25 protein-coding genes are annotated in these 26519 nt (G+C 67.9%); 14 read left to right on the top strand and 11 right to left on the bottom strand.

The window, feature by feature from the left end; all coding sequences use genetic code 11:
- Window positions 1-200: 200 nt before the first annotated feature.
- The 3 genes from ABZ382_RS25760 to ABZ382_RS25770 form a co-directional block, all read right to left on the bottom strand.
- The gene (locus ABZ382_RS25760) at window positions 201-395 is read right to left on the bottom strand and encodes a hypothetical protein (protein ID WP_246597932.1); all 195 of its coding nucleotides are present in this window, start codon (window positions 393-395) and stop codon (window positions 201-203) included.
- Window positions 396-868: 473 nt separating this feature from the next.
- Window positions 869-2668, bottom strand: coding sequence for an acyl-CoA dehydrogenase (locus ABZ382_RS25765; RefSeq protein ID WP_357093612.1), 1800 nt, complete (start codon window positions 2666-2668; stop codon window positions 869-871).
- Between the two features lie 152 nt (window positions 2669-2820).
- Window positions 2821-3855, bottom strand: coding sequence for an AraC family transcriptional regulator (locus tag ABZ382_RS25770; RefSeq protein WP_357093615.1), 1035 nt, complete (start codon window positions 3853-3855; stop codon window positions 2821-2823).
- Between the two features lie 105 nt (window positions 3856-3960).
- Here ABZ382_RS25770 and ABZ382_RS25775 point away from each other — a divergent pair, with 105 nt between their 5' ends.
- From ABZ382_RS25775 to ABZ382_RS25785, 3 genes are read left to right on the top strand one after another with little or no spacing between them, the layout of a single operon-like run.
- Entirely contained in the window at window positions 3961-4329 is a 369-nt protein-coding gene (locus tag ABZ382_RS25775; protein ID WP_357094092.1) for a DUF952 domain-containing protein, read from the top strand.
- A gap of 55 nt (window positions 4330-4384) precedes the next feature.
- The gene (locus ABZ382_RS25780) at window positions 4385-4867 is read left to right on the top strand and encodes a cation:proton antiporter regulatory subunit (protein WP_357093617.1); all 483 of its coding nucleotides are present in this window, start codon (window positions 4385-4387) and stop codon (window positions 4865-4867) included.
- Between the two features lie 5 nt (window positions 4868-4872).
- Entirely contained in the window at window positions 4873-6060 is a 1188-nt protein-coding gene (locus ABZ382_RS25785; protein ID WP_357093620.1) for a cation:proton antiporter, read from the top strand.
- Here the strand turns inward: ABZ382_RS25785 and ABZ382_RS25790 are convergent.
- Window positions 5959-6858 carry a rhomboid-like protein gene (locus ABZ382_RS25790; RefSeq protein WP_357093622.1) on the bottom strand — a complete coding sequence of 300 codons (900 nt, stop codon included), beginning with the start codon at window positions 6856-6858 and terminating at the stop codon, window positions 5959-5961. The two genes, ABZ382_RS25785 and ABZ382_RS25790, sit on opposite strands and share 102 nt — an antisense overlap.
- Before the next feature lie 215 nt (window positions 6859-7073).
- Here ABZ382_RS25790 and ABZ382_RS25795 point away from each other — a divergent pair, with 215 nt between their 5' ends.
- Entirely contained in the window at window positions 7074-7652 is a 579-nt protein-coding gene (locus ABZ382_RS25795; protein WP_357094094.1) for a YdcF family protein, read from the top strand.
- 186 nt (window positions 7653-7838) lie between these two features.
- Complete coding sequence (locus ABZ382_RS25800) at window positions 7839-10346, top strand: arylsulfatase (protein ID WP_357093625.1); 2508 nt, start codon at window positions 7839-7841, stop codon at window positions 10344-10346.
- Between the two features lie 67 nt (window positions 10347-10413).
- Here ABZ382_RS25800 and ABZ382_RS25805 read toward each other — a convergent pair whose 3' ends face one another.
- A complete protein-coding gene (locus ABZ382_RS25805; RefSeq protein ID WP_357093628.1) occupies window positions 10414-12003 on the bottom strand; it encodes a Na+/H+ antiporter in 1590 nt (529 codons plus the stop codon).
- A 121-nt stretch (window positions 12004-12124) separates the two neighbouring features.
- A complete protein-coding gene (locus tag ABZ382_RS25810; protein WP_357093631.1) occupies window positions 12125-13087 on the bottom strand; it encodes an MHYT domain-containing protein in 963 nt (320 codons plus the stop codon).
- Window positions 13088-13439: 352 nt separating this feature from the next.
- Between ABZ382_RS25810 and ABZ382_RS25815 the strand changes: the two genes are divergently transcribed.
- Together ABZ382_RS25815 and ABZ382_RS25820 are read left to right on the top strand one after the other, a co-directional pair.
- On the top strand, window positions 13440-14306 hold the full coding sequence (locus tag ABZ382_RS25815; RefSeq protein ID WP_357093634.1) for an alpha/beta fold hydrolase: 867 nt from the start codon (window positions 13440-13442) through the stop codon (window positions 14304-14306).
- Between the two features lie 112 nt (window positions 14307-14418).
- Entirely contained in the window at window positions 14419-14772 is a 354-nt protein-coding gene (locus ABZ382_RS25820; RefSeq protein WP_357093637.1) for a VOC family protein, read from the top strand.
- 14 nt (window positions 14773-14786) lie between these two features.
- On the opposite strand, the gene ABZ382_RS25825 is transcribed toward ABZ382_RS25820, so the two are convergent.
- Window positions 14787-15644 (bottom strand): DeoR/GlpR family DNA-binding transcription regulator, encoded by an 858-nt coding sequence (locus ABZ382_RS25825; protein WP_357093640.1) that lies wholly within the window; start codon window positions 15642-15644, stop codon window positions 14787-14789.
- Window positions 15645-15796: 152 nt separating this feature from the next.
- On the opposite strand from ABZ382_RS25825, the gene tal reads away from it, so the two are divergent.
- From tal to ABZ382_RS25850, 5 genes are all read left to right on the top strand, one after another.
- Window positions 15797-16915 carry a transaldolase gene (tal, locus tag ABZ382_RS25830; protein ID WP_357093643.1) on the top strand — a complete coding sequence of 373 codons (1119 nt, stop codon included), beginning with the start codon at window positions 15797-15799 and terminating at the stop codon, window positions 16913-16915.
- Window positions 16912-18525, top strand: a complete 1614-nt coding sequence (gene pgi, locus ABZ382_RS25835) for a glucose-6-phosphate isomerase (RefSeq protein ID WP_357093646.1) — start codon at window positions 16912-16914, stop codon at window positions 18523-18525. The genes tal and pgi overlap by 4 nt, the downstream gene beginning before the upstream one ends.
- Window positions 18522-19526 carry a glucose-6-phosphate dehydrogenase (coenzyme-F420) gene (fgd, locus tag ABZ382_RS25840; RefSeq protein WP_357093649.1) on the top strand — a complete coding sequence of 335 codons (1005 nt, stop codon included), beginning with the start codon at window positions 18522-18524 and terminating at the stop codon, window positions 19524-19526. Before pgi ends, fgd begins: the two co-directional genes overlap by 4 nt.
- A 34-nt stretch (window positions 19527-19560) precedes the next feature.
- Entirely contained in the window at window positions 19561-20556 is a 996-nt protein-coding gene (gene gnd, locus ABZ382_RS25845; protein WP_357093651.1) for a phosphogluconate dehydrogenase (NAD(+)-dependent, decarboxylating), read from the top strand.
- A gap of 135 nt (window positions 20557-20691) precedes the next feature.
- Window positions 20692-21096, top strand: a complete 405-nt coding sequence (locus ABZ382_RS25850) for a nuclear transport factor 2 family protein (RefSeq protein WP_357093654.1) — start codon at window positions 20692-20694, stop codon at window positions 21094-21096.
- Here the strand turns inward: ABZ382_RS25850 and ABZ382_RS25855 are convergent.
- The gene (locus ABZ382_RS25855) at window positions 21082-22545 is read right to left on the bottom strand and encodes an FAD-dependent oxidoreductase (protein ID WP_357093657.1); all 1464 of its coding nucleotides are present in this window, start codon (window positions 22543-22545) and stop codon (window positions 21082-21084) included. The two genes, ABZ382_RS25850 and ABZ382_RS25855, sit on opposite strands and share 15 nt — an antisense overlap.
- A 90-nt stretch (window positions 22546-22635) precedes the next feature.
- Window positions 22636-24012 (bottom strand): GDSL-type esterase/lipase family protein, encoded by a 1377-nt coding sequence (locus tag ABZ382_RS25860; RefSeq protein WP_357093659.1) that lies wholly within the window; start codon window positions 24010-24012, stop codon window positions 22636-22638.
- Between the two features lie 180 nt (window positions 24013-24192).
- On the opposite strand from ABZ382_RS25860, the gene ABZ382_RS25865 reads away from it, so the two are divergent.
- Window positions 24193-24792, top strand: a complete 600-nt coding sequence (locus ABZ382_RS25865) for a TetR/AcrR family transcriptional regulator (protein WP_357093662.1) — start codon at window positions 24193-24195, stop codon at window positions 24790-24792.
- Window positions 24793-24881: 89 nt separating this feature from the next.
- Entirely contained in the window at window positions 24882-25526 is a 645-nt protein-coding gene (locus ABZ382_RS25870; RefSeq protein WP_357093665.1) for a hypothetical protein, read from the top strand.
- 10 nt (window positions 25527-25536) lie between these two features.
- Here the strand turns inward: ABZ382_RS25870 and ABZ382_RS25875 are convergent, their stop codons facing one another.
- Together ABZ382_RS25875 and ABZ382_RS25880 are read right to left on the bottom strand one after the other, a co-directional pair.
- Window positions 25537-25947, bottom strand: a complete 411-nt coding sequence (locus ABZ382_RS25875; RefSeq protein WP_357093667.1) for a hypothetical protein — start codon at window positions 25945-25947, stop codon at window positions 25537-25539.
- Between the two features lie 65 nt (window positions 25948-26012).
- On the bottom strand, window positions 26013-26432 hold the full coding sequence (locus ABZ382_RS25880; RefSeq protein ID WP_357094096.1) for a VOC family protein: 420 nt from the start codon (window positions 26430-26432) through the stop codon (window positions 26013-26015).
- Window positions 26433-26519 lie beyond the last annotated feature (87 nt).

Genomic DNA, 26519 nt, shown 5'->3' on the forward strand with positions numbered 1-26519 from the left:
CGTTGTACCCGGCCGAACTCGCCGGGCGCACATGACGCTTCTCGCGTTGCGCGCAGCACTTTTCACGTGTCTTCGGCCACAGTTGTGACCGCTACCACTTTTTATAGCAGTCATGCATAGCGAAAGCGGGCGACCTGCCGGTCGCCCGCTTTCGGGTTTTCTGTTGGGAAGATGGAATTGTCGTGAGTTGGGAGGAGCTGTTACAGCGCCGGTGCCGACTCCGAGTCGATCACGGCCTCGAGCTCACGAAGGCGGTCCATGTGCTCATTGGCGTGATGCTGGCAGAAGAGCAACTCTCCACCTGCGGGCAAGGTAGCGCGCACGCGCGCAGCCGCCCCGCAGCGGTCGCAACGATCGACCGCGGTCAGTGGGGTGCTTGTCAGGGTTCCTGGCATGACTCCTCCGTCCTGGCTCTGGGTGTTCACGCACCGTTCGCCTGGTGTGGGGGCCCGCGGACCATTCCGCGAACCTCGCTACCGCTACTTCCCAGCAGTGGCTTGTTGACTACTCTGTCAGACGTTCGGCGAGAGGACTTTGTTCCCGTGCAGTTTCCCGTGTGTTTTCAGTAACACGACCTGGGATTTCGCTGAAAGCGAACAGGTCCTGGTGACTGCCCGTAGGGCGGAGGAACCTCCCGTTCGAACACGCTGATCGAGTTGTCTATCGGGAGACTACCCGGGCGCACTGACACTCACACTCCGATTGGCTGTCGTGCCCTGCGCGCCAGCAAACCGTAATCAAGGCGGCTGAATCGGAGACCGGCCCGCGACCGGCGCGACCTCGTGTTCACCTGGGCTTCGATACCGTCAGAGGGTATGCCCTTCCGGCATCGTTCGCCCGTCGCGAACAGCCATGCCGCTCGGCGTGTTCAGAACCAGGATTCGTCGAGTTCCACGGTGGTGCGATCGCCGGAGTCGAGCAGGTCGAATTGCGGTGCGGTGCGGGGGAGTTCCCACCGGAAGAAGTACCGGGCGGCCAGTCGCTTGCCGTGGCCGAAGGCCGACTCGGGCAGAGCGTGGGCGGCCACCGCCTGCTCCAGCCAGATCCAGGCCAGCACCACATGGCCGAACGCCTCCAGATAGACCGCCGAATTGGTCAGCGCCGCTTCGGGGTTGCCCGCGCCCCACAGGCCCGCCGTGGTGGCGGCCAGCCGGCCCATGGCGGCCTCCAGGGCGTCGGCGAATCCGGCCAGCTCGGCGTCGCCGCTGTCCCGGGCCGTGCCGACGGTGGCCGCCATGGTCTCCAGCAGCGCCGCCAGGGCCGCGCCGTTGTCGAGGGTGACCTGCCGGCCGAGCAGGTCCATGCTCTGAATGCCGTGGGTGCCTTCGTGAATCGGGTTGAGGCGATTGTCACGGTAGTGCTGTTCGACGTCGTAGTCGCGGGTGTAGCCGGCGCCGCCGTGGATCTGGATGGCGAGGTCGTTGGCGGTCAGGCACCACTGGCTGGGCCAGGACTTGGCGATCGGGGTGAGGATGCGCAGCAGGGTGCCCGCCCGTTCGCGGGCGGATTCGGTTGCCGCGGTGCGGTGCTCGTCGACGAGCTTGCCGCAGTAGAGCTGCAGGGCCAGTGCGCCTTCGGCGTAGGACTTCTGGGCCAGCAGCATGCGCCGCACGTCCGGGTGCTCGATGATCGGCACCTGCCCGCCGCCGCGGGCGGTGACCGGGCGGCCCTGCGGGCGGCTGCGCGCGTAGTCGAGGGACTTCAGGTAGCCGGTGTAGCCGAGCGCCGTGGACGCCAGGCCGACGCCGATGCGGGCCTCGTTCATCATCGTGAACATCTGCGCCAGTCCGTGATTCGGCTCGCCCACCAGATAGCCGACCGCGCCCGGCTCGCCGCCCGGGGTGAAGTTGCCGTCACCGAACACCGGCGCGGTGTTCACCGTGCCGCGCCAGCCCATCTTGTGATTGATGCCCGACAGCACGACATCGTTGTGCACGGTCGGTGTGCCGTCGGCGTCGGGCAGGAACTTCGGCACCACGAACAGCGAGATGCCGCGGGTGCCCTCCGGCGCGCCCGGGATGCGGGCCAGCACCAGATGCACGATGTTCTCCGACAGCTCGTGGTCGCCGCCGGAGATCCACATCTTGCGCCCGAACACCCGGTACGAGCCGTCCGCCGCGGGCACGGCCCGCGTGGTGATGTCGGCCAGACTGGACCCGGCCTGCGGCTCCGACAGGGCCATGGTGCCGAAGCTGCGGCCCTCCAGCATCGGACGCACATAGGAGTCGATCTGCTCCGCGCTGCCGTGCGCGGCAAGCAGATTCGCATTGCCGGTGGTGAGCAGCGCGTACGCGGCGGTGCCGACATTGGCCGCGTGGAACCACGACATGCACGCGGTGTAGACCGAATGCGGCAGCTGCATCCCGCCCACCTCGTAATCCATTGCCGCGCCGATCATTCCGGCGTCGGCGAACGCCTGCAGCGCCTTGCCGACCGCGGGAATGATGTGCACCCGCTCGCCGTCGAAGGTGGGCTCGTGCAGATCGCTCTCGCGATTGTGCGGGGCGAAGTAGGTGGCGGCCAGGTCCTGGCACAGCCGCAGCACCTGGTCGAAGGTGTCGCGGGAGTGGTCGGCGAAGCGGTCCCGGGTGATCAGGGACTCCACGTCGAGCCAGTCGTAGAGCAGGAACTCGAGGTCGCGCGCGGACATGATGGTGGAGGGGTTCATGGTTCCTCGAACGGTCGGGTACGTGAAGTCGTACCTGCCGGTCTACCAGATGCCCCGCGCGCTCCGCTGACCAGCATCGACGTGCCGGAAGTTACCGGACTCGGGTCAGGGTCGGTAAGGAGTTCCGGTAACCGCGCACCCGCGCGGCGGCGTCACGACCGCACCGCGTGGCGGCCGCGGTGGGCGCGGCCGAAGTGGCCGGGCGACTGGCCCTTCCAGGTGCGGAAGGCCGAGGCGAAGGCGGACACGCTGGCGTAGCCGAGTCGGTCGGCGGCCTGCTCGACGGTGAGGCCGGCGATGAGCAGCTCCTCGGCGAGCATGCCCACGGTCTCCAGGCTGAGCTCGCGGAAGGTGGTGCCCTCCTCGGCGAGGCGGCGGCGCAGGGTGCGGACGCTGACGTCGAGGTCGGCGGCGATGCGGGTCTGGTCGGCGGAGCCGCCGTGGCGGATGAGGAGCCGGCGGACCCGCCCGCTCAGGCCGCCGCGGCTGCGGCGGGACTCCATGAGGTCGGTGCACTGCTGCTCGTAGAAGCGGGCGGTGGACAGGTTCGCCTGGGGGAGTGGGGTTTCCAGGGTGGCGGCCTGGAATTCCATGCGGGACTGCGGCATCGAGAACCGCACGTCCTCGACGCCGAAGACCGCGCCGAACATCTCGTAGATGGGGTGGGCGTCGACGTAGAGCTCGACGCGGACGGCGGGAACACGGATCGGAATCAGGTCCTGCTGGACGGTGGCGATGGCCGCCAGATCCCGTTCCAGGGCGAAGCGCCGGATCTCGGCGGGCAGCGCGCTGTCGTCGCGCTGGATCCAGACCTGGGTGCCGCGGGTGTCGAGGGAGTGGCGGGCGGTGGTGAACGACAGGTCCGCGTAGCGCAGGGCGATGTCCATGGCGTGCCGCAGGCTGGCGCTGCTCATCAGCGCGAACCCGAGCACGCCCAGGGACGGCGGGTGGCACAGCAGTCCGGCGAGCAGTCCCATGCCGGGTTCGTCGTCGGTGGCGGCGACGACATTGGCCATGACGGAGTACTCCTGCGCCATGGTGATTTCGGTCGACGGGTCGTGCAGGGCGGGTTCGCGGATGCCGCTGCCGCGCAGCACGTCGGCCAGTGGAATGCCGCGGCCCACAGCGAAATCGGCCAGCAGCGCGGTGCTGGTGATGGAACGAATCTGCGCCAGCTCTTCCGTCACTCGGGAAGTCTCGCAAACTTCGGGCGTCCGCACTGCCGTTACCAGCCGGTAAGGGCCCGGCCCCAGCCGTACCGAGCCGCCCTCGCCTAGATTGGACGGGTGGGAATCGAACAGGACACGACACCGGCCACCCTGCTGCACATCTGCTCCCGCGCGGAGTGGGACAACGCCCGCGCCGCAGGCGAATACCGGGCGCCGTCGCTGGCCGAGGCCGGATTCATCCACCTGTCCGCCCCCTACCAGGCGCACCTGCCCGCCAATCGCCTCTTCGCCGGCCGCACCGATCTGGTGCTGCTGCACCTGGATCCCGCCGCGCTCGGTTCGCCGGTGAAATGGGAGCCGGGCGTGCCTACCGATCCGGACTCCATGCTGTTCCCCCACCTGTACGGCCCGCTGCCGCTGGCGGCCGTCACCGCGGTGTCCGATTTCCTGCCCGGACCCGACGGCGGCTTCGCCCCGCTGGAAGCGAACTGATCACGCCCCGGACGTAGCTCCCCGCGTTTCGCGCGGCTTGTCCTAATCTGGACGCGTGAACGTCGATGTGACTGCCCTGCCCGGTATCGGTGTCCGCAAGGACTTCGAAGTCAGATCGGGTCGGCGAATCGGAGTCGTCGCACACCGGGACGGTGGAATCGACCTGATCGTGTCCCAGCGCGACGACCCGGACGCCTGCATCGCGCAGGTGCCGCTGACCCCGGACGAGGCCGCGGTGCTGGCCAATCTGCTGGGCGCGCCGCAGCTGGTGCAGCAGCTGCGGGAGGAACACTCCGACCTACCCGGGATCACCACCCGCCAGCTCAGCATCAGCGGGAGCTCGCCGTACCGCGGGCGCATGCTGGGTGAGACCGGCATGCGGACCCGCACCAAGGCGTCCATCGTCGCGATCATGCGGGCCGGGCAGGTGCAGCCGTCGCCGGGTCCGGATCAGGTGCTCGATTCCGGGGACATCCTGGTCGTGGTCGGCACCCCGCACGGGCTGGACGCGGCCGCTCGCATCCTGGCCGACGGCTGAGCCCGGTGGACTCGACCGGCCTAGCCTTGTTCGAACTCGGCGCGATCTTGTTCGCGCTCGGCATGCTGGGCCGCCTGGCCGCCCGCTTCGGCATGTCGCCGATTCCCCTCTATCTGCTGGGCGGTCTGGCCTTCGGCCAGGGCGGCATCGTGAAGATGAAGGCCGCCACCGAATTCGGTCACATGGCCGGCGAGATCGGCGTGGTGCTGCTGCTGTTGCTGCTCGGATTGGAGTACACCGCCGCCGAATTGGTGACCGGGCTGCGTCGCTCCTGGCTGGCCGGTCTGCTCGACATCGTCGCCAATGCCACGCCCGGCGTGGTGGTGGCGCTCATGCTCGGATGGGGTCCGGTCGGCGCGGTCACCATGGGCGGCGTCACCTACATCTCCTCGTCCGGCATCGTCGCCAAGGTGCTCAACGACCTCGGGCGCCTCGGTAACCGCGAGACGCCGGTGGTGTTGTCCATCCTGGTGTTCGAGGATCTGGCCATGGCGGTCTATCTGCCGATCCTCACCATGATGCTGGCCGGTCTGAGCTTCGCCAGCGGGCTGCGGTCGCTGGCCATCGCGCTGGTGGCGATCACCGTGGTGCTCATCGTGGCGCTGCGCTACGGCCGGTATGTGTCGGCCATCGTGGACAGCAACGACCGGGAAGTGTTCCTGCTCAAGCTGCTCGGCGCGGCGCTGCTGGTGGCGGGCGCGGCCTCGGCATTGAAGGTGTCGGCGGCGGTCGGGGCGTTCCTGCTCGGCATCGCCATCTCCGGATCGACCGCGCAGGAGGCGGCCAAACTCCTGGAACCGCTGCGCGATCTGTTCGCGGCCATCTTCTTCGTGGCGTTCGGGCTCAATACCGATCCCACCGCGATTCCGCCGGTGCTGGGCTGGGCGGTGCTGCTGGCGATCGTGACCGCACTGACCAAGATCGCCACCGGGTGGTGGGCGGCCTCCCGGCAGGGGATCCGGCGGATGGGCCGGGCGCGAGCGGGCGCGGCCCTGGTGGCGCGCGGCGAGTTCTCCATCGTCATTGCCGGGCTGGCGGTTTCGGTGGGCGGGGTGGATCCGCGGCTGGCGGCGCTGGCGTCGGCCTACGTGCTAATGATGGCCGTGCTCGGCCCGATCGCGGCCCGCGTCGTCGAGCCCGCCATCCGGCTGGTCCAGCGCGACCGCGGGCGGATCGACCCGGTCCCCAGCTGAATTCGTGCTGTTTCCGGCCGCATCGGTCGGTCCGGCCGCATCGACGACAGCCGGATTCCGCTTCGCCGCCTTGCGCGCGCGGACCGCGATCAGCCGGTGCGAGAGCGCCACCGCGATCGCGCCCACCGCGAAACCGATGAGCAGCGCGAAGAAATGGCCGTAGTCGGTGAACGTGCGCCCGTGCCACACCCCGTACCCGTACCAGACCAGCATGGCCAGGGCCCACACCCAGCGGGCCGGACCGCGCAACCGGAAGGCCAGCACGGCCAGCATCGCCGAGATGCCGTAACTGGGGCCGACATCCGAGGCGAACGCCACCCGGGTCGGGATCAGCTGCTTGTCCAGCTTGTGCGCGATCCCGAGCACCGTGATCAGCGTCGCCCCGACATGCCCGACGGCCACCACCACGATCCAGCGCAGCGACCCCAGCCAACGCTCGGCCAGCGCCATCAGGGTGATCAGGATGACGATCTCGCCCCACGGGAAGCCGCCGTCGGTCCAGAACGCGGAGGCCACCAGCACCTGGATCGGATCCCGCTGCATATTGCGCAGATTCGTGGAGGCGGAGAAGATCAGCCGCCGGCCCACGATGTCACTGGCCCCGCGCAACGTCCACCACGTGATGAACAAGGTGAACGCATAGGCGATGCAGGCGGGAGTGACCGCGAGCAGGTCGCGATAGGCCTGGATCCCGCGCCGCAGCCGATGCGGCTGCCGCCACCACGTGGCGACTGCGCGGAGCTGCTCACCGAGGTCGACGGTTCGCAGCCAGGGCGGCTGATAGGTGCCCAATGCCATTGCGCCATGCTAACCCGAGGTCAGGGGCCCGTCAGTGTATCGCCGCGACCCGCATCCACACCGGACCGGGGCGATCGAGCTGTGTTCCCCCGAGGTCGGCCCGGCGCGGTGGCGGCGGGCGACTACCGTCGAAACGGTGCGCGGGCGTTCGGCCGAGCCGCCGTGTGTGAACGTCGATGCTGGAACCGTTGTCAGGGAGGTGCGACCGGGTGCGGATGTGGCGGGGCGTCATGCTGTGGGCGGGGGCCGCTGTGCTCATGCCATTCCTCGGTTTCACCGGATACACCCTCGGCCGGGCTCGACGCGCGCCGAGCCCGGGCGCGGACGTGGTCGTCGTGCTCGGCTGCCGACTGCGCGGCGACCGGGTCTCGCCGATGCTGTCCAGACGGCTGGACCGTGCGCTCGAGGTGATCCGCGCCGAACCGGGGCGCGGCCCGCTCGTCGTCGTGTCCGGCGGGCAGAGCGGTCGCGATTCCGTGGCCGAGGCCACCGCGATGGCCGATTATCTGGTGGCGCAAGGGATTCCGGCCGCGAACCTCATCGCGGAGGTGCGCTCCCGCAATACCGAGGAGAATCTGCGGTTCACCGCGGAGGAGTTGCGCGATATCGGCATCGATGCCCGCGCGACGCCGATCACGGTGGTCACCAGTGATTTTCATGTCCTGCGGACCGAGCGGCTGGCGCGGGGGCTGGGATTGCGGACGGCGGTCACCGGCGCGCGCACCACGCGATTGCTGACACGGAAATCGTTTCTGCGGGAATTCGTGGCCGTACTGGTGAACTTCGGCGCGTAATGTGCCGGCCGCGTATCGGCACTGGCCGGTGTTGGCCCTCTGAGGTGTTTATGGAGAAGGATCAGCTATCGCTCTGATCTGGCAGAGCACACGAGTTAGAGCTGCTTGACTATCGTTCTGGCGACACTATCCACACTACGTGGCTAATCTCTGGTAACTGTCCGATCGAATCCTTAATCTGCATGTATGACCCCGTCTGATAATGAGGATTCGATTCCGGATAATCCGCAGCTCGAGGCCCGGTCGGTACGGGGCAGGCTGTCGCGACGGTCGATGCTCGGCGGCTTCGCCGCCGCCGCGGCCGCCGTCCCGCTCGCCGCCGCGTGCAGCAAGGACAGCAAGGACGGCCCGCCCGGATACGGGACCGGGATCAACGAGGGGTTCGACGGCAAGATCGAACTGGACGTTCGTGATTCCAAGCCGGACTGGAAGCCGTTCGAGGTGAAGAAGGCGCCCGAGGGCGCGCCGAACGTCCTGGTGATCCTCTTCGACGACACCGGCCTGGCCTCGTGGTCGCCCTACGGCGGCCGCATCAATATGCCCACGCTGCAGAAGCTGGCCGACAATGGTCTCATCTACACCCAGTGGCACACCACCGCCCTGTGCTCGCCGACCCGGTCCACCATGCTGACCGGCCGCAATCATCACGTGAACCGATTCGCGACGATCACCGAGGGCGCCAACGGGTTTCCCGGCTCCGCGTGCCGGCTGCCGGCGCAGTGCATGACCATCGGGCAGGTGCTGCAGTCCAACGGCTACAGCACCTTCTGGGTCGGCAAGGACCACAACGTCCCCGAGGAGGATGTCTCGAGCGGCGGCAGCAAGTCCGAGTGGCCGGTGCAGTTGGGGTTCGACCGGTTCTACGGCTTTCTCGGTGGCGAGACCAATCAGTGGTATCCGGACCTGGTGTCGGACAACCAGTTCATCGAACAGCCCTACAGTCCGGAGCAGGGCTACCACCTGTCGAAGGATCTGGCCGACAACGCCATCAAGATGCTGCGTGATCAACGCTCGACCAATCCGTCCAAGCCCTGGTACATGTGGTTCTGCCCCGGCGCCAATCACGCGCCGCACCACAGTCCCACCGAATACGCCGAGAAGTACCGAGGCAAGTTCGACGACGGCTACGAGGCCTACCGGACCTGGGTGCTGGGCCGGATGATCGACAAGGGGATCATGCCCAAGGGCACCGAGCTGACCCCGCTCAACCCGCTGCCGAAAGATGTTGCGCTGGACGCGGATGCGGTGCGGCCGTGGGATTCGCTCAACCCCGATGAGAAGCGGCTGTTCTCCCGGATGGCCGAGGTGTTCGCGGGCTTCTCCGAGTACACCGACGCGCAGGTCGGCCGGATCATCGAGTTCCTGGAACAGACCGGGCAGCTGGACAATACGGTCATCATGTACTGCGCCGACAACGGCGCTTCCGGTGAGGGCTCCCCGAACGGGTCGGTCAACGAGAACAAGTTCTTTAACGGCTACCCCGACGACCTGGCCGAGAACATGCAGTACATCGACCAGCTCGGCACGCCCGCCACCTACAACCACTATCCGACCGGTTGGGCGGCGGCGTTCTCGACGCCGTTCCAGATGTTCAAGCGCTACTCACAGTTCTCCGGCGGCACCTGCGATCCGATGATCATCTCCTGGCCCAAGGGCATCAAGGCCAAGGGCCAGATCCGCCACCAGTACCACCACAGCACCGACATCGTGCCGACCATTCTCGACGTGACCGGGGTGTCGATGCCCAAGGAGTTCAACGGGGTCGAGCAGTATCCGATCAACGGCGTGTCGATGCGATACAGCTTCGACGACGCCGACGCGCCCACCAAGAAGGAACGCCAGTACTACGCCATGCTCGGCACCCGCGGCATCTGGGAGAACGGTTGGAAGGCCTCGGCCCTGCACGCGGCGATCAGCGACAAGGGCCACTTCGACCAGGACAAGTGGGAGCTGTACCACGTCGACGAGGACCGCTCCGAATCCAAGAACCTCGCCGATCAAAACCCGGACAAGCTCAAAGAGCTGATCGATACCTGGAACACCGAGGCCAAGAACAACTACGTACTGCCGCTCGACGACCGCACCGCCGCCGAGCTCCTCGGCATCGAGCGCCCGCAGGCCGAACCGCCACGAGACCGCTACGTCTACTACCCGGACGCCGCCCCGGTTCCCGAAGGCGTCGCGGTCAATATCCGCGGCAAGTCCTACAAGATGGTGGCCGATGTCGACCTCGGCCCCGACGCTCAGGGCGTGATCTTCGCCCACGGCTCCCGGTTCGGCGGGCACACCCTGTTCGTCAAGGACGGCACCCTGCACTACGTCTACAACTTCCTCGGCATCCAACCCGAACAGGACTTCGTCTCCTCCACTCCGCTCACCCCCGGCAAGCACACCCTCGGCATGGAGTTCACCCGGGAGAAGAGCGGCGAGCACGGCGAATCCCTGGGCACCACAACGCTGTATCTCGACGGCAACCCCGTCAACAAGGGGCCGATGCGCTCTCAGGTCGGCAAGTTCACCCTCGCCGGCGATGGCTTGTGCGTCGGTTACGACAGCGGCGACGCCGTCTCACAGCAGTACCGGACACCGGGCACCTTCACCGGGGGCACCATCAAGAGCGTCACCATCGACACCGGCAAGGAGTCCTACGCCGATCTGCAGAAGGAGGCCGCCGCCGCGCTCGAGAAGAACTAGGCGGCAGCACGACGTGCGCGCGGGCCGGGCGGATTCGACCGCCCGGCCCGCTGTGCGGACGGCGTGATCAGTTCGCCGCGCCGCGCAGGTCCAGTCGGCGCATCACGCGGTCGACCACGTCCGGGGGGACGCCGGGTTCGCGGCGGGCGGCGAGGGCTTCGGCCCGGCCCGCCTCGAGCACGTCGCTGGTGATCGCGCGCATCTTTGTGGTGAAGGCCAGGGCGCGGTCGGTGGCCATGCGGGCGTTGTCGTCGGCGGCCTCGGGATCGGCGTGGGCGAGGCGCCGTTCGAAGGTGCCGCGCAGCCGGTCGTAGACCTCCTCGGGCAGGTGCTCGGTCTCCGAGATCTCCTCGAGCCGAGCGAGTTCCGCCCGCAGCACGCGGGTCCACAGTTCCCGTTCGATGACGCGTTCCGCGCCGGTATCGGCGCGCACGCCGGTCGCGCGCACCACCGCGGGCAGGGTCGGGCCCTGGAGCAGCAGGGTGAACAGTACGACCGCGAACGCGGTGAACAGGATCTCGGTGCGGCCTGGGAACGGCTTCCCGGCGTCGGTGGTGAACGGAATGGCCAGGGCCAGAGCGACGGTGGCCACCCCGCGCATACCCGCCCACCAGGTCACCACGGCCTCGCGCCAGTTGTAGGGCTCGTCGCGTTCGCGGGTGCGCCACCAGGATCGGAAGATGGCGGTGGTGATCAGCAGCCAGATCAGGCGCAGGCCCACCACCACCGCGATGACGACCGCGGCCCCGCCGAGGAAACGCGGCCAGTCCGGGCCGGCGTCGCGCAGCACCGTGGCCAGCTCCAGCCCGATCAGGCCGAAAGCGAAACCGGTGACCAGCATTTCGGTGATCTCCCAGAAGGAGTCGCCGACCAGCCGGTAGTCGCTGTCGCCGAAATCGGTGGCGGCGTCGGTGAGATACATCGAGCACACCAGCACCGCCAGCACCGCGGACCCGCCGCGCGATTCGGAGAACCCGTAGGCCGCGAACGGCAGCAGCAGGCCCAGCGCCACCCGCCACGGGGCCTCGTCGAGGCGCTGCATGAGTGTGCTTCCGGCCCAGCCGAACAGCAGTCCGACCGCGGCCCCAACCAGCGCCGAGAGCCCGAAGTCGAGCAGCGCGCCCCAGGCCGAGAACGCGCCCGACACCACCGCCTGCACGGCGACCGTGTACAGCACGATCGCGGTCACGTCGTTGAACAGGCCCTCGCCCTCGAGCACCGCGACCAGTCGCCGGGGCAGGCCGAGCCGCCCGGCCAATGCCGACACCGCCACCGGATCCGGTGGGGCCACCAGCGCGCCCAGCGCGACCGCCGCGCCGATCGGGATCGCCGGATACCAGAGGTGGAAGGCCCAGGCCACGGCCGCGGTGGTGACGATGACCAGCACGACGGCGCGCAGGCCGATGGCCACCCAGTTCTCGGCGAACTGCCGCCAGGAGGTGCGTCGTGCGGCCGCGTACAGCAGCGGCGGAAGCACCAGCGGCAGAATCAGTTTCGGTTCGATCTGGATATTGGGGACCTGCGGGATGAGCGCGAGCACCACGCCGAAGGCGGTCATCAGGACCGCCGGGGCCTGGCCCAGCCGTCGTCCGAGCGGCTGCGCGAGGATCGTCGCGAACAGGACCGCGAAGATCAACTCCAGCTGATGGTGGTCCACGGCCCTCAGTTTGCTGTGGATGCGCCCGAAAGTCGAACACCGCAGACCGATTCTCAGCGAACGTGAACCGTGATTCTCAGGCTGCCGGGCAGGTGGTTCTCAGCCTGCCCGGCCGGGCGGCTCAGCCGGCGCGGTAGCGGTCCGAATGCCAGTCGCCGGGCACGGCCAGCTCGTGGCGACCGGGCGCCTGATAATCGGCGGCGGGCGGATACAGCCCCGCCGTCCGGTAGTCGTGCGGGACGGGTTCGTCCTGGCCCGAACCGCGCGCGGCGGCGGGTGAGGTGGCCTGCAACGACCAGCCGGGCCGCTGTTCCGGGGCGGGCCGGCTTTCCGGCATGGGCCGCGCGGGACCGGGCATCATCGACCGCTCGTCCACCTCGGTGAGCCCGACGTGGATGAGCAGCACCAGCGTCACCATGCTGACGCTGATCATCAGCGGGGCGAGCAGTTCCATCGCGCCCGCGCCGTGCGGGGTCTGGGCGTTGTCCATGTGGTGCGCGTTCATCGACGCCATGCCGGTGTAGTGCATGCCGCACACCGCGACACCCATGATCAGGGCGGCGCCGATGGTCGCCCAGATGCCGGTGATGACCAGGGTGAACCACAGCGCGACGGTCGCCGCGACCACCGCGATCACCATCGACAGGGTGACGATCCAGACGTCGTAGCCGATCATGGCGTCCGAATTCATGGCGTACATGCCCGAATAGTGCATCGCGCCGACGCCCAGTCCGGTGACCGCGCCGCCCGCGAACAGCGAGTAGCGGCCGAACGGCTCGCGTGCCACCACGAACAGCCCGGCCCACACGACCAGGATCGAGATCACGGCGCTGAGCAGGGTGAGCGGTACGTCGTAGCGGATCACGGCGCCGCGAATGGAGAAGCCGAGCATCGCGATGAAGTGCATGACCCAGATGCCGGTGCCGCCGATGGCGATCGCCGCCGAGACGAGCCAGCCGCCACGTCCGTCCCCCGACCGGGCACGCGCCGTACACCGCAGACCGAGCAGCGATCCGGTGACGGACATGATGTAGGCCAGGACGGGGGTGATCCATCCATAGCTGAAGTGGTGAATTTCCAGCACTCGAACTCCATTGCCAGAACAGGGGTTTCGCAATCGCAGATGCGACGGGGGCACACTACCGGGCATGATTCGAATTGGGAAATTGAAAGGGAATGTTTCATCTTAATTAATTCCGGGTGGGATGGTTCCGGGCGGCCAGCAACCTGTCGGTTGCCGGAATGTCATGTCCCCGTGGGCGTTTCGCATGTGAAACATAAACGATTCATGTGTCATACGCATGACGACTGACGTGATTCTGTGGCGTAGTTATCATTCGGCAGTCTTGTCGGCGAACAGCTTTCGGCTCCGAGACAGACCTGTTCGCGTACCGTGCGGAATCGGTAGCCCTTCATTCACCTGCTCGGGGGAACGCATGACCACGCGACTGACGACCTTCACCAACGACGGCCTCACTTTCGACGTCGTCGACGAGGGTCCCCTCGACGGCACCCCCATCGTGCTGTTGCACGGGTTCCCGCAGACCGCCGCCCAGTGGACGCGGCTGACTCCGCACCTGCACGAGCGCGGCTACCGCACCATCGCGCCGACACAGCGCGGCTATTCGCCCCGGGCCCGGCCGCGCGGTCGCTCGTCCTACCGGGTGAGTGCCCTGGTCTCCGATGTCGCGGCGCTGATCCGGGAGCTCGGGACCGGACCGGTCCATCTGGTCGGGCACGATTGGGGTTCCACGGTCGCGTGGTCCACGGCCGCCACCCATCCGCATCTGGTCCGCACACTGACCTCGGTGTCTGTCGCTCACCCGATGGCCTTCATGCGGTCGATGCTGAGCAGCACCCAGTTCTTCCGCACCTTCTACATGGTGCTGTTCCAGCTGCCGTGGCTGCCCGAGGCCGTGATCACCGGACTCTTCCGGGCCCTCGACGCGCCCGGCAATCCGGGGCGCCGGATGCGCGCGCTGGCCCTGTCCGGCATGGACGAGGACCAATTCGACCGGCTCGCCCGCGATGTCATCGCCTCCGGGGCACTGCCCTACGCGCTCAACTGGTATCGCGCGATGCTGCTCGTCGACCCGCGCGAGACCACCCGGAGGATCACCGCCCCCACCACCCATGTCTCCAGTACCCGGGACCCGTTCATCGCCGCGAAGTCCGCCGCGCTGACCCCCGGCTACGTGGCCGCGCCCTTCGCGCACGAGGTCCTCGACGCCACCCATTGGATCCCCGAGGAGCGGCCCGCCGAACTCGCCGCCCTCATCGCGGCCCGGGTGGCCACCGCCTGACCCGGCGAGTGGGACAGGTCGTGTCGCTGCCTTATTCCGGTGGCGCGCAACGACCATCATGGACGGGACCGGGGCGGGTGCGCATCCGCCCGGAACCGACCAGGAGGCAGCAGTGAGCGACCACGAAGTGAAGATGATCATCCTGTCCACCGATGACCTCGACGAGTCGATCAGCTTCTACACCGAGACTCTGGGCATGCCGTTGAAGTTCCGCGACGGCGCGCATTTCGCGGCGATCGACGGCGGGCCCATCACGCTGGCGCTGGCCACCGCCGTCGACCACCCGATCCACGGACAGGTGGTCGTCGGCATCAAGACCGCCGACGTGGACGCCGCCGCGAAGGCGATCGAGGCCGCCGGCGGCGGCATCGTGACCGCGCCCTACAACGACGCGCACGAACGCCGCGCGGTCGTCTACGACAACAAGGGCAACGGCCTGGTCTTCTACAGCCCGCTGCCGAAGTGAGCTGCCGCGCCGGACTACTCCGCCGCCTCGCCTGACTCGCGGGCGGTCGTGCCGCGCGAGGCCAGGGAGGCCGCCGCGGCGACGGTCGGCCAGGGCTTGGGGCGTGGCGGCTTCGTGACGTCGGCCCGAATCAGGTGGTCGCCGTAGGGTTTCGCGGCCTCTTCGTCGAGGCCGTGATCGGTGATGAGGGTGTGGATCTCGTCGAGCCCGGCGACCCGGGCCAGGGCGCGGTGACCGAACTTGGAACTGTCGACGACCACGGCGGTGGAGCGCGCGGTCGCGATCATCGCCCGCTTGACCGGGACCTCGAGGGTGTTGGTATTGGTGATCCCGGCGTCCACGTCCACCGCGTCCGCGCCCAGGAACGCCCAGTCCGCCGCGTAATCGCGCAGGAATTCGACCGTGCGGTCACCGGCGAGGGTGTAGACCGAGCCGAGCAGTTCGCCGCCGGCGACCAGCAGCCGGAAGCGTTGCAGGCCCGCGATGTACTCGGCGATGCGCAGGTCATTGGTGATGACGGTGAGACTCTCGCGGCGGCTCAACGCGACCGCGACCTCGTAGGTGGTCGAGCCGCTGTCGAGGATCACCGTGTCGCCGTCGGCGACCAGGCCCGCGGCCACCCGGGCGATGGCCGACTTCTCCTGCAGCCGTGTGTTTCTCTTCGCCGAGTACGGCAGATCCGAGGTGACGCCGGGGATGGGCCGCGCGCCGCCGTGGGTGCGCTGGATCTGGCCGTCGCGTTCGAGCGCTTCCAGGTCACGGCGGATGGTCGAGGTGTCCACTCCGAGCTCGCGGGCGAATTCCTTCGCCTCGACGTAGCCGTCGGTGGTCAGCCTGTCGAGGATCTGACGCCGGCGGGTGCTGGAGAGCAACGGACCTCCTGAAGGGTTGTCGAGCCATCGTCGCCGTCTCGGATGGTACGCGATCCTGCGCGAAACATTGACAGCGTTCGGTCCCGGTTGCATGATTTCGTGCAACATCTGCTCGAAAACGAGCAATCGCAGACTGTGTCAGAGGTATTCGAATGAGTGATCCGTTGCAGCTCCTCGCCCGAGAAGGCGTCTCCCTCTGGCTGGACGACCTGAGCCGCGGCCGGATCGAATCCGGCGGACTGGCCGAATGGGTCGACCGGGGCATCACCGGCGTGACCACCAACCCGGCGATCTTCGAGGCCGCCTTGCGCGGGTCCGAGCAGTACGGCACACAGCTGCGTGAATTCGCGCAACTCGGTATGGGCACCGCGGACGCCGCGCGCATCCTCACCAGCTGGGACGTGCGGGCCGCGTGCGACGTGCTGCGGCCGGTGCACACCGCGACCGACGGGCTCGACGGCTACGTGTCCCTCGAGGTCGATCCGGCATGGGCGCACGACACCGAGCGCACGGTGAGCGAAGCGATCCTGCTGTCGTGGCTGGTCGACCGCCCCAATCTGATGATCAAGGTTCCGGCCACGCCCGCCGGACTGCCCGCGATCACCGCCATCCTGGGGCGCGGGATCAGCGTCAACGTGACACTCATCTTCTCGCTCGGGCGGTATCGGGATGTGCTCGACGCCTTCCAGGCCGGGCTGGAACTGGCCCGCGAGAACGGGCACGACATCACCGGGATCGCTTCTGTCGCTTCGTTCTTCATCTCGCGCGTGGACTCCGAGGTCGATGGCCGGCTCGACGCGCTGGGCAGTGATGCGGCGATGGCGGTGCGCGGCCGCGCCGCCATCGCGAACGCGGTGCTCGCCTACGAGGCATTCGAGCAGACGCTGCGGGGCGAGCGCTGGGCGGCACTGGCCACGGCGGGCGCACGGCCGCAACGGCCGTTGTGGGCGTCGACCGGGGTGAAGGATCCCGCCTACGACGACACCCGGTACGTGGTGGACCTGGTCGCGCCCGGAACCGTGAACACCGTGCCCGAGCCGACCCTCGCGGCGGTCATCGATCACGGCAAGGTGGCCGGCGACCAGGTCACCGGCCGCTACGACGACGCGCACCGGGTGTTCGGGGAGCTCGACGCGCTCGGCATCGACATGAACGACATCTCCGCCAAGCTGGAACGGGAGGGCATCGCCAAGTTCCAGCAGGCGTGGCGCGAGCTGATCGCCGGGGTCGAATCGGCGCTGGCCGACCGTGGCGCCGCGGTGCGGGGATGACCGGCGCCCCGGCGTGGGCGCGGCTGGCCGCGCACCGCGAAGAGCTTGCGGGGGAGCGGATCTCGGAGCTGTTCGGGCGGACGCCCGATCGGGGTCCGGCCATGACCGTCGAGCACGACGGGATCGTGCTGGACTATTCGAAGAATCTGGTCACCGGTGAAACCATCGACCTGCTGGTCGAACTCGCCGCCGAACGCGGTCTGGCCGCGGGCGTCGAGGCGATGTTCAGCGGTGCGCCGATCAATGTCACCGAGCGGCGCGCGGTGCTGCACACGGCGTTGCGTGCGCCCGCGGACGCGGTGGTGGAGGTCGACGGCGTCGATGTCGTGCCCGCCGTGCAGCGCACCCTCGAGCGGATGGCGGGCTTCGCGCAGGCCGTTCGGTCGGGGGAGTGGCGTGGGGCGACGGGCGAGCCGATTCAGGCTGTGGTCAATATCGGGATCGGGGGCTCGGATCTCGGACCGGCGATGGCGTGCCTGGCGTTGCGCGAATACGGCACGGGCACACTGGAATCGCGATTCGTCTCCAATGTGGACGGGCATGACCTGACCCGGGCGCTGCACGATCTCGACCCGGCGACAACGCTGTTCGTGGTGTCGTCGAAGACGTTCACCACCGTCGAGACCCTCGCCAATGCGCGAGCCGCCCGCGATTGGCTGATCGACGCGCTCGACGATCCCGCCGCTGTGGCCAAGCATTTCGTCGCGGTGTCGGTGAACGCTGCCGAGGTCTCGTCCTTCGGCATCGATCCGGCCACTATGTTCGAGTTCTGGGATTGGGTCGGCGGACGCTACTCGCTGAGCTCGGCGATCGGCCTGTCGGTGATGATCGCGATCGGCGCCGAGCAGTTCCGGTCGTTCCTCGCGGGCGCGCATTCGATGGACGTCCACTTCCGTACCGCCCCACCGCATCGCAACCTGCCGGTCCTGCTCGGACTGCTCGGGATCTGGTATCGCAACTTCTGGGACGCCCAGACGCACGCGGTGCTGCCCTACGATCAGCGGCTCGCGCGGCTGCCCGCGTATCTGCAGCAGCTCGAGATGGAGAGCAACGGCAAGTCGGCCGATCGGGACGGGAATCCGGTCGGCGTCGGCACCGCGCCGATCATCTGGGGTGAGCCCGGCACCAATGGCCAGCACGCCTTCTTCCAACTGCTGCATCAGGGAACCGTCACGGTCCCTTGTGATTTCATCGGCGTCCTCACCGCTGCGCATGATCTGACCGGGCATCACGACCTGTTGATGGCGAACCTGTTCGCCCAGTCGCAGGCGCTCGCCTTCGGACGCGGCAGCGACGACGCGGGGGAGCACCGCGCGTTTCCCGGCAACCGGCCGAGCAGCACCCTCCTGCTGGATGAGCTGACCCCGTACTCGCTGGGTGCGCTCGTCGCCCTCTACGAGCACAAGGTGTTCACGCAGGGATGGATCTGGAACATCAACTCGTTCGACCAGTGGGGCGTCGAACTCGGAAAGATCCTCGCGACCCGGATTTTCGACGACATCGAGTCCGGTTGTGAACTGTCACATGACAGTTCGACCAATGCCCTCATCGAACGTTACCGCCGCCTGCGCAAGGCGGCCGATCACCCTGAGAAAGCGGTACAGCGATGACCCTGAAGATCGGCTACAAGGCCTCCGCCGAGCAGTTCGGCCCCCGCGACCTCGTCGAATACGCCGTGCGCGCCGAGGAATTGGGCCTCGACAGCGTGGTCGTGTCCGACCACTTCCTGCCCTGGCGGCACAATGGCGGGCACGCGCCGTTCGCCCTGTCGTGGATGTCGGCCGTCACCGAGCGCACCAGCCGCGTCCAGATCGGCACCAGCGTCCTCACCCCGACGTTCCGCTACAACCCCGCCGTCATCGCCCAGGCCTTCGCGACCATGTCGCTGCTGTCCAATGGTCGCGTCATGCTGGGTGTCGGCACCGGTGAGGCGCTCAACGAGATCGCCGTGTCCGGCCGCGAATGGCCGGAATTCAAGGAACGTTTCGCCCGTCTGCGTGAATCCGTCACCCTGATGCGCAAGCTTTGGACCGAATCCGATGTGTCGTTCGAGGGCGAGCACTTCACCACCGTGAAGGCCAATATCTACGACCGCCCCGAGCAGCCGGTCCCCGTGTACATCGCCGCGGGCGGCCCGGTCGTCGCCAAGTACGCGGGCCGCGCCGGCGACGGCTTCATCTGCACCTCCGGCAAGGGCATGGAGCTTTACAACGACAAGCTCATGCCCGCCGTCGCCGAGGGCGCGGCCGCCGCGCAGCGTGACCCCTCGAGCATCGACAAGATGATCGAGATCAAACTCTCCTACGACCGCGATCCCGAACTGGCCCTGGCCAATACGCGTTTCTGGGCTCCGCTGTCGCTGACCCCCGAGCAGAAGCACAGCGTCGACTCCGCGGTCGAAATGGAAGCCCTCGCCGACCAGCTCCCCATCGAGCAGGTCGCCAAGCGCTGGATCGTCGCCTCCGACCCGGACGAGGCGATCGCCGGCATCAAGCCGTACCTCGACGCGGGCCTCAACCACCTCGTCTTCCACGGCCCCGGCCACGACCAGGAACGTTTCCTCACGCAGTTCGCCACCGACCTCCTCCCGCGCCTGCGCGAACTCGGCTGAGCCACAGCCGATCCCGGATATCGAAGGATCCTCCATGCACATCGGAATGGTCGGCGCGGGCCGCATGGGCTCCGGCCTGGCCCGCCGACTGGTCCGCGCGGGCCACGCCTGCACGGTCTACGACCCCAACCCGGCCGCCGTCGCGGACCTCGCCGCCGACGGCATCGCGGGCGCGGGCACACTCACCGAACTCGTTGCGGCGCTGCCCAAACCGGGCGTCATCTGGATCATGGTGCCCGCCGAGCTGACCGGCGACGTCATCGACGACCTGACCCCTGCGCTCGACCCCGGCGACATCCTCATCGACGGCGGCAACTCCTTCTACCGCGACGCTGTCACCAGGTCCCACGCCCTGTCCGACCACGGTATCCACTACCTCGACGTCGGAACCAGCGGCGGCACCTCCGGCCTCGACCGCGGCTTCTGCCTCATGATCGGCGGCCCCGCCGCCGTGGTCGAGCGCCTCGACCCGGTGTTCCGTGCCCTGGCCCCGGGCCTCGACGCGGCCCCGCGCACCCCGGGCCGCGTCGGCGAGGCCACCCCCGCCGAGTACGGCTACCTGCACTGCGGCCCGGCGGGCGCGGGCCATTTCGCGAAGATGATCCACAACGGCATCGAGTACGGCCAGATGGCCGCCCTCGCCGAGGGCATGGCCGTTCTCCGCCATGCCGAGACCGCCGATCACGACACTTACGACTTCGACGTCCCCGCCATCCTCGAGGTGTGGCGGCGCGGCAGCGTCATCACCTCCTGGCTGCTCGACCTCACCACCGCCACCCTGCACGCCGACCCCGACCTCACCGAATTCACCGGCCAGGTCCCCGATTCCGGTGAGGGCCGCTGGACCGCCCACACCGCTCTGGACCTCGCCATCCCCACCCCCGTCCTGACCGCGGCCCTGCACTCCCGCTTCGCCTCCCGAGGCCGAGCCGCCTACGCCGACAAATCCCTGTCGGCCATGCGAAAGGCCTTCGGCGGCCATACCGAACACCCTGCCCCGGCGCATCCCGCCGGTGATCGGTTACGCTGAATACGGGTTTCACCGAATACAACGATTTTGCGTTCCATCTTGCGATTCAGCGGATCAGAAGATTGGAGTCACGTCGATGCCCGACACCCGGGACTGGTCGCGACCGGCCGCGACGGTGCTCGGGCTCGAGGCCTCGTGACCCACACCCCGCTGCACACGGTCCAGACCTATCTGGACGCGTTCAACGCCGCGGACCCCGTGGCCATGTCGGCGGCCTTCACCCCCGACGGCTCGATCCTCGACGGCATGGCGCCCCACCGCTGGCTGGGCCCCACCGCGGCCGCCGACTGGTACCGCGACGTGCTCGCCGAGAGCGCGCACCTGGGCGCGTCCGGTTACCACGTCACGATCGGCGACCCCCTGCACGACGAGGTCACCGGCGACGCCGCCTACCTGGTCGTGCCCGCCACGATGACCTTCGACCTGAACGGCACCCGGATCACCCAGACCGGCGCCCGGTTCACCGTCGCGCTGCGCCGGCTCGCCGACGGGTGGCGAATCGCCGCGTGGGCATGGACGAAAGGCTCACCGCAGCAGTGATCGGGCCGCGAACCATGCGGGGATCATGGTGCGGACGTGGTCGCTGATGCATTCGAGGGTGGGGCCGGACAGGATTTCACCGAGGACGTAGATGCCGTCGCGGCCTTGGATCGCGCCGACACGGTCGAGCCAGCCTTCGCGGATCGCTTCGGCGCTCGGGTAGGCGGGCCATTCTGCGATGGTCTCGGTGATGAGTTCCGGTGCGGGGAACAGGAACAGGCTGTCCTTGGCCAGGGCCCAGGCTTCGGCGGCGGAGATCGAGAGGTCGGAATTGCTGAAGCAGACCCAGTAGGGGCCGGGGTGCTGTTTGTTGACGGCGGTGATGCGGTGCAGGGATTGGGCGGGGTCGGTGTCGGTGTAGCTGCCGTAGGGGTCGATCAGCCAGAAGCCCAGGGGCTCCGGGGAATCGGGGTGGCGGGGGAAGACGAGGGGCTCGTGATCGGTGCGGATGAGGTAGCTGCGGGTCCAGGCCGGCGGACAATTCCGTTCGGAGAACAAGGCGTGGAATTCGCCGGTGGGGAAGAGCTGCCGGATCTGGGGAGGACGGACGGTGATGATGACCCGGTTGTAGATGTCGGATCGCTCGGTGCCGTCCAAGATGTGCGTGACCAGGACTTCGCCGGGGCGAAGGGGTTCGATTCCGGTGACCCTATTGCCGAGCGCGATATCGAGGCGATTGTCCTCGGCGATGCGCCGCAGGAAGCTCCGGAATCCGCTCGGGAAGCTGAGACTGATCGGTTTGGCCGAATTCATCTGCGCTATCAGTGATTCGGGCATTCGCGCGAGCAGCGCGGTCCGGTGCTCCGGATACAGGGCCAGCAGCATCTTCGCCAGCTGCGACACATGCCCGCAGATGTGCGCGTTGGCATTGATGACGGTGTCGGCGGGCTGACGCGGGCGGCGCATGTTCGCGTAGATCATGAGTCCCTGCAGAACTTCTCCGACCAGCGGGGCATGCCGGGCCCGGTAGGACTCCCACGTCTCGCCCGGCACCCGGTCATATGCCAAACCGTCCAGCCCGGGCCCCGTCCTCGCGCGAACCGCCCGCTCGACAATGGTCCACGCCTCGACCAGCTGATCTGCGGCCTGCTCGGGCGACAAGCTCTGCAGGAGCGGAACGAAATGCGGCGGCACCGCCATCCGCGGCTTCCCGGACCGTGATCGGGAAACGAAGTGCAGTGCCTCGGCTTGTGTCTCGAGTGGATGCCGGGCCATCAATTCGTCGACGGCGGTGCCCGCCATATCCGCGCCGAAATCCTGCTGCGCGACGAGATGCGCTTGGAAATCATAGATTTCCCCGTCCACCTCGACGTTCTGGCTGTACCCGCCCAGCTGGTCCCCGGCCTCCCGGACGACGATGTTCTCGAACCCGAGGTCCCGCAAGGCGGCGGCCGCCAGAATCCCGGTCTGCCCTGCTCCGACAATGCATACGGGTGCGGCGCGATCCATCGAAACTCCCTGCGTCGCTTCGAGTATGCGCGTGTGCCCGGGCCTGATCCGCCGAACCTGCGCGGTCTGTTTCGCGCGGGCCGGTCGTGACTACCGGCAGGCGGTCAGGCCGGTCAACCGGGCCAGATCGATGGACTCGGCCTCGCGCTGCGAACCGAGGTCGTTCGGATGCACATTGTCGGTGTCGGGGGACAGGCCGGGCGCCCAATGGTCGGGGCGAGTGGGATCGGAGACCGCGGCGTCGAAGTCGAGGACCTCGTCGAATTGCCCACTGTTCCTGATGAAGTCGTTCACCTCGTGGCGATTCGCGATGATGCTCGACAGCCCGTAGCTGGTCGCCGGGAAACGGGCATCCTGCGTGGGGGTGAGCGTGGCGCCGATGACCTTCAAGCCCTTGCCGTGCGCTTTGTCGATGATGCCGCGGTAGGCGGCGATGACGTCAGCGGGGGAGACGCCGAACGCGAGGTCGTTCATGCCGAGCATGACGATCACGGCCCGCGCGCCGGGCACCGCGGCGACATCGGTGTCGAACCGGTCCAGTCCGCTGGGGCCGCCGATGCCGACCAGGTCGGGGCCGACGAGATTCGGGTGGCCGAGGCCGGTGAAATTGAACGGCAGGGACGCGTCGACCACGGACAGGGTGCTGCCGTCCGGGCCGGACTGCAGCCTGCGGGTGAGGAAGTCCGGCCAGCGGTGATCGTGGTCGAACGCGGTCGCGGGACTGTCGGTGAACGAGTCTCCGAGCACCACGACGGCCGACGACCCGGCCGGGGCGAAGACGTCGACGCCGTCGACGTAGTACACCGAATTCGTCTGATCGGGGAACGCGGCGCCCGCCTCCTCGCCGGCATGATCACCGCTGAGCGGCCGCGAGAGGTACGACGTGTGGTTGGCGACCCAGTGATAGGTCGGCTCGAGCGCCGGGACGTTCGGCACATGGAAGCTCACCGCGAGATGCTCGAACGGGTGCACCTGCAACGCCACCGGGTCGCTGACCGCGTCCTGGCCCGGAGCCACGGTCACTTCGCCCGCGCCGGAGAAGGTCAGCGGCGTGTTCGAGCCCGGGACCAGGTCGGCGCCGGACAACTGTCGGCCGACCCGCACGTCCCGGAACGTCACCGGGACGACGCCGTAGCGATTGCTCAGGTGGATGCGCACCGCCGAACCCGAGGACTGCGGCACCACGATCATGCGCAAGGTCTCGTCGGCGATGGGGCGCGGCACGGTCAACGGGTAGCTGTCGCCCACGAGCAGCGGGCGGTGCGCGTCGACCTGAATGAACCGCTGCGCGCCGCCCGGCGGCGCGGACCACGCCCCCACCCAGCCCGCCGCCGCGCACGTCGCCGGGGTGGACGCGAACTCCGAATCGGCCCCCGCGGACGGTGCCGTCACCGCCGTGCAGGCCAAACCGGCGGCGATCATCGCGCCGAGTCGCCATCGGAAAATTGCTGGTCGAGAGGCCGCCATGATTCCTCCAGGAAAGAAACGGAACGAATGTTCACTAAGGTAGGGAGGGGGTCATGCCTAGTCAAGGCGTACGATCCGTTCGTGGCCACCGACACAGAGAACGATCGATCCGTTTCTGAATCGACAGCTACGCGATCCAGGCGAACACAGCGGGAACGCCGCGAGCACACCCGGCAAGCCTTGATCGACGCCGCGCTGAAGCTGACCGAGGACGGCTCCAGCTTCGACGCGCTGAGCCTGCGGCAAATGGCGCAGGTCGCCGGCGTGGCCCCCTCCGCCTTCTACCGCTACTTCCAATCCCTCGACGATCTCGGCCTGGCCATCGTCGAAGAGTCCTTCCGCCGGCTGCGCGCGATCCTCGTCGACATGACGGACGCGAACCCGACCTCGCTGACCGAGGTCATCTCCACGGGCATCTCCGCGCTGCGGGCGGTCGTCACCCTGGACAGCGCCCACCTGGGCTTCATTGCCCGCCAGCGCGCAGCCAGCCATCCCATCCTGCGCCGCGAGATCCGCGCGCAGATCCGCCTCCAAACCAGCCAGATGGCAACCTATCTGGCCCGTTTCGAACCGATCAGCTCGTGGCGTGTCCGCGACGTCGAGATGCTCGCCAACCTTTTGATGAGCACCGTCGTGAACGGTGTCGACAGCATGCTCGAAGCCTTGTCCCTCAGCCTCGAGGCCGAGGCCACCGAACGCGAACTGGACAACGTCACCACAGCATTGGAACGCCAGATCTTGTACCTGTTCATCGGCGTCCCCGGCTGGCGCAGTCGCTGAAGCGGAACAGGCCGACGTGTGCGAGACTCGCCGCATGGGTTTTGCTGTGCCGCACAGCATTCAGGACCAGGCAGATCGCGAGGAATCGGGTGTCTTTCGAACAGTGGTGCACGCGTTGGGAATCGGTGCCCATCGACGAGGCGGCGGAACGCTACGACATCGGCGAGGCCAGCGACGACCGGGTGGAAGACCTCGACGAGATCTTCGGGGACGAGCCGGAGTTCTTCTTCGTTCACGAGGGTGACCTCACCATCGATGGGCCGCTGTCGATCGGGAACGACCCCGGGCTCGCGCCGGACACCGTCTACGTCATCGACGGCGACCTGACCGTCAACGGCCCGCTGCGATTCCTCAACGCCGACGTCAACACGCCGCTGTATGTCACCGGCTCGGTCACCGCGCAGCACCTGATGTGCCTCATGGACAGCAATCTGTTCATCGGAGGGACACTCACCGTCGAGGGCCTGCTGCTGACGGAACTGTCCGACATGGGAATGCTCGTCGTGCACGGTGCCGCATCCGCGGGCGCCTGGCTCGAAGCCTGGGACCGGGGCGACATCGCATTCGTCGAGGCTCTGAACGCCCGCCGCCTACGCGTGGCCGGTGGCGACTACTCCGACCCGGGTGCGGCGGCGGACATTCTCGCGCCCGAACTCCTGGACGGCGGCGCCGAAGACGCCTCGGACAAGCTCTGGGCCGCCGCGCTCGAAGGACGTCCACTGCTGCGCGCCTGAGCGACGCGCATCAGAGGTGGAGGGCCACCTGACCGGAATCGGTCTTCCAATACTTCCGGTTCAGTTGGGCTTTGCCGGTGCCTTCGGTGTACGGCACCAGCACCGGCAGCCCATTGGTCGGCTTCAACGTAACGGACCAGGTCTCGATCCGACCCGTGCATTGCAGGGTCACTCCCGGTGGGGAGCTGGTCAGTTGAATCGTGCCGCTGCCGCTGGTCGCCATCTGCGCGGTGACGTCGAGGTAGCCGATTACGCCGTCGCACAGGTAGGTTCCGGTGGCGTGCAGGCCGTCGGGCGATGACGTCACCACCGAATTCAGCGTGATGAACTCGTCTTCCGGGGCGGCGCCGGCCGGGCCCGAGCCCAGCATCATCGTCGCGGCGCCCGCCACCGCGACCACCGCGCATCTGGTTCCGAACATCGATCAGCCTCCTGGAACATCAACTGCCACGGGAAGAATCGATCTCGATGGTAACCAGTGGCGGCTCAGGCCACGCAGAATTCGTTGCCCTCGGGATCGGCCATCGTCACCCACGCGAACGGCCCCTGCCGCCCCTCGTGCAACACCTTCGCGCCCATCCCGATCAGTCGCTCGACCTCCGCCGCCCGCTTCTCGTCACCGACCCGAATATCCAAGTGCAGCCGGTTCTTCACCGACTTCGACTCGGGCACAAGCTGAAACAACACCCGAGGCCGCTCCGGATGCCGGATCGCCCCACCGACCTTCCACACGAGTTTCCCCTGATGCGTGGTGGTCTCGTCCCCGCTCGCATGCCCCTGCTCGACCATGCTCCGGATGAACCCCTCATCCTGCGGCTCGACCTCCCACCCGAGCGCCTCGGCCCACCAATCGGCCTGTGTATGCGGATCGGAACAGTCCACGACGACCTGAAACTCGTATCCCATACCCGGCACCCTAACCGCGTACCCCGACATCGAGCGGAACCCTCTCAACGCGGGTAACCGATGTCGTCGAGGTCGGCCGGATCGACA

Source organism: Nocardia sp. NPDC005825 (assembly GCF_040630175.1).
Lineage (GTDB): Bacteria > Actinomycetota > Actinomycetes > Mycobacteriales > Mycobacteriaceae > Nocardia.